The sequence below is a fragment of the Plectonema radiosum NIES-515 genome, assembly GCF_025753815.1.
GTDB lineage: Bacteria > Cyanobacteriota > Cyanobacteriia > Cyanobacteriales > Nostocaceae > Hassallia > Hassallia radiosum_A.
Window position 1 is genome coordinate 1 of the sequence record NZ_JAOWRF010000418.1, and the last position, 3534, is coordinate 3534.

The 3534-nt window shown below is 46.4% G+C and carries 3 protein-coding genes and 1 pseudogene; all 4 read right to left on the bottom strand.

Going from position 1 to position 3534, the window contains the following annotated elements:
• Nucleotides 1-164: 164 nt before the first annotated feature.
• On the bottom strand, nucleotides 165-1043 hold the full coding sequence (gene fabD / locus OGM63_RS29430; protein ID WP_263749308.1) for an ACP S-malonyltransferase: 879 nt from the start codon (nucleotides 1041-1043) through the stop codon (nucleotides 165-167).
• 140 nt (nucleotides 1044-1183) lie between these two features.
• The gene (locus OGM63_RS29435; RefSeq protein ID WP_263749309.1) at nucleotides 1184-2176 is read right to left on the bottom strand and encodes a beta-ketoacyl-ACP synthase 3; all 993 of its coding nucleotides are present in this window, start codon (nucleotides 2174-2176) and stop codon (nucleotides 1184-1186) included.
• A gap of 95 nt (nucleotides 2177-2271) precedes the next feature.
• A complete protein-coding gene (gene plsX / locus OGM63_RS29440) occupies nucleotides 2272-3306 on the bottom strand; it encodes a phosphate acyltransferase PlsX (RefSeq protein WP_263749310.1) in 1035 nt (344 codons plus the stop codon).
• Nucleotides 3275-3534: pseudogene (locus OGM63_RS29445) on the bottom strand (hypothetical protein); the annotation flags it as partial. The pseudogene OGM63_RS29445 and the gene plsX, both read right to left, overlap by 32 nt.

Sequence of the window (3534 nt, forward strand, 5' to 3'; positions counted from 1 at the left end):
GGGGGACAGGGGAACAGGGGGACAGGGGGACAGGGGGACAGGGGGAGAGTTCTTGAGATGGGGTGAATAATAACTCCTAACTCCTAACTACTAACTCCCAACTCCCAACTCCCAACTCCCAACTCCCAACTCCCAACTCCTAACTCCTAACTCCTAACTATTCTCTAGTTTGGTATTTCAGCGGCATTGCGGACATTTTCTAAGATTAAGTCAGAGCAGGTGCGTTTAATTAAATTAGTTAGCACGTTACCAGGACCAATTTCTACTACTCGCTGAATGCCATTTAGTGGTAATTGTAAAGAAATTTCTTGCCAGCGTACCGAACTAGTCATTTGTTTAATTAGACGTTGCTTTAAAACTTGGGCATCAACACAGGGAACTGGTTCTACATTAGATAATACTGGTACAATAGCTGGTTGAAATTCCACAGCTTCTAAAACTTGTTGAAATTCGGCAGATGCAGGTGCCATTAAGGGTGAGTGAAATGCTCCAGAAACTTTTAAAGGGATAGCACGCTTTGCCTTAACTTGAGACATGACTGTTTGTACTGCTTCTGGTGTGCCGGAAATTACAACTTGTGCGGCACTATTATCATTTGCTAGCACTACATCGGGGGTTTGAGCGATCGCTTGTTCTAACTGTTCTTTGTCAAAGTTCATCAAAGCTGCCATCATCCCACCTGCGGCACTATCCATCAGTTCAGCACGACGCTTCACCAAGCGCAACCCCGCAGACCATTCAAACACTCCAGCGACGTAAAAAGCGATATATTCTCCCAAACTATGACCGGCAAGTAAATCTGGTTTGTGTCCTCTTTCTTGGAGAATGTCAGCGAGAATGCTTTCGACTACGTAAAGACACGGTTGAGTATAAAGTGTATTTGATAACTTTTCTTCGTTTTGACAGATTTCTGCCACAGACCAGCCCAAAATGTCTTCAGCTTGGGCAAATTTATTTTGAGCGGATGGTAAATCTAATAAGTCGGTTCCCATTCCTAGTGCTTGGGAACCTTGTCCGGGAAACACCCATGCGGTTTTAGTCATTGGTCATTAATAATTAAGTATTGGGGACTGAGTACTGGGGACTGGTTACTGGGAACTGGGAACTGGGAACTGCGAACAAACATATCTACGTGAATAATCTCTTTCCTAGTCCCCAGTCCCTAATCCCCAGTCCCCAGTCCCTATCTTCCCCATTGAAAAATTGCTGCCCCCCAAGTGAGTCCGGCACCGAAGCCAGAGGTAGCAATTATGTCATTTTGCTTTATTTTACCTTGTTGCACTGCTTCATCGAGTGCAAGGGGGATAGAGGCAGCAGAGGTATTGCCATATTCCGCGAGATTACTGATAACTTTATGTGTTGGAATATTCAGGCGTTGAGCTACGGCATCGAGAATGCGCTGATTTGCTTGATGTAATATCAGCCAGTCTATTTGGTCAACGCTGAGATTTGCGTGAAATAGAGCTTTGTCGATGACTTCTGGAACTCGTTGAACGGCAAAGCGGTAGACTTCTTTGCCATTCATGGTGATGGGTTGGAAGTTGCCTTTATTGACATTTACACCGGGGATAAGTTCTTGGGCAGAGGCTTTGTAAGCAAGGTTGAGATAGTGGTTTTGAGTGCCGTCACTTTTAAGTTGAAATCCTAACAAGCGATCGCTTTCGTTTGCTTGCAATATTACCGCCCCAGCACCATCACCAAACAATATACAGGTACCTCTATCTTGCCAATCTACCCAACGGGAGAGGATATCTCCTCCAATTAATAATACGTTTTGATAAACGCCTGTTCTGATGTATTGGGCTGCGGTGACAAGTCCAAAGACGAAGCCGGAACAGGCAGCTGTCAAGTCAAAGGCAACTGCTTTGGTGGCTCCCAATTCAGCTTGAATTTGACAAGCAGTGCCAAACAGATCGTCAGGGGTAGAAGTGGCGAGTAAAATCAAATCTAGGTCGGCTGCGGTAATTCCGGCAGCGGCGATCGCCTTTTTGCTGGCTATAGTAGCGATCGTTTTTAAGGATTCATCTGTACCCGCCAACCGCCGATGACGAATCCCGGTTCTTGTGGCGATCCACTCGTCTGATGTGTCAACCAGTTGAGTCAGCCCCTGGTTATCTAAAGAAGTTGTCGGTACTGCCGAACCGCTTCCTGTAATTGCTACACCTAACTTTTGCACTCCTAATTTCTCCACCTATCAGCTTTTTGTTTTGCCTTACCTTAAGCCGCGTCTATATCTTTTGTCATTTGCCATTAGCCTCTAAACAATAATGACTATTGACTGCTTTCCTGCTGAAGGCTTTGATTTTGATATTGAGACTGAATTCGTTGCAGCACAGAGTTATCAACTGCTTCTTTGGCAATGCGAATTGCATTAAATATCGAAGGCGCTTGGGAACTGCCGTGACCGATTATACAAATTCCCGCTACGCCTAAAAGCAAACCGCCGCCATGTTCTGCGTGGTCTACTCGCTGCTTAATCCGCTTCAGGTTTGGTTTTAAAATTGCCGAGCCAATTTGACCGCGCAATCCTTGGGGTAACTCTTCGCGCAAAATTTGCAACACGATATCCCCGACGGCTTCGGCGAATTTTAACAAAACATTGCCGACAAAGCCATCACAGACAATCACATCAAAACGACCGGAAAGGACATCACGTCCTTCAGCGTTGCCAATAAAAGAAATTTGCGAATTTTCCCGCAACATTTGGTTAGCGCGGACGGCTGCATCATTTCCCTTTGAATCTTCTTCACCGATATTTAACAAACCTACTTTGGGGTCGGATGTACCCAAGACATACTCACTATAAATCGACCCCATAACGGCAAACTGCTCTAAAAATTTCGGACGACAATCTACATTTGCGCCGACATCAAGTATTAATACTGGTTTACTCGCTATTAAGGTAGGAAATACAGCGCCAATTGCGGGACGGTCAATTCCCGGTAGTCGTCCCAAACGGAGCAAAGCAGCTGCCATTGCCGCACCAGAGTGACCGGCACTAACTACACCATCTGCTTGCTTATTTTTAACCAAATTCATCGCCACATTGATCGAAGCCTTGGGTTTGCGTCTAATGGCGCTTAAAGGCTCCTCATCCATTGCGATCGCTTCAGTTGCGCTGACTATCTCTATCTGCCCTAAATTTGTTTTTGACGGCAGGGCAGCCTCAATTTGCTGGGGATCACCAACCAACAATACTTCTACACCTAGTTCTTCTCGTGCCCGCAGTGCGCCGGCGACGATTTCCCCAGGTGCGTGATCTCCTCCCATTGCATCAATTGCGATCCGTACGCAAGTCGATTCCATTGCTAAAGCTTATAGAAACCTTACAAATTTTACCAGATGTTAGGGAATGGGGAGACAAGGAGAGGGGGAGACAGGGAGACAAGGAGAGGGGGAGAAATTCTTTTTTGTTCCCCTTGTCCCCTTGTCCCCTTGTCCCCTTGTCCCCTTGTCCCCCTTGTCCCCCTTGTCCCCTTTGTCCCCTTGTCCCCCTTGTCCCCTTGTCCCCCTTGTCCCCCTTGTCCCCTTGTC

Coding starts and splice junctions, on each gene's coding strand:
- fabD (WP_263749308.1), bottom strand. CDS start 1,043: ATGACTAAAACCGCATGGGTGTTTCCCGGACAAGGTTCCCAAGCACTA.
- plsX (WP_263749310.1), bottom strand. CDS start 3,306: ATGGAATCGACTTGCGTACGGATCGCAATTGATGCAATGGGAGGAGAT.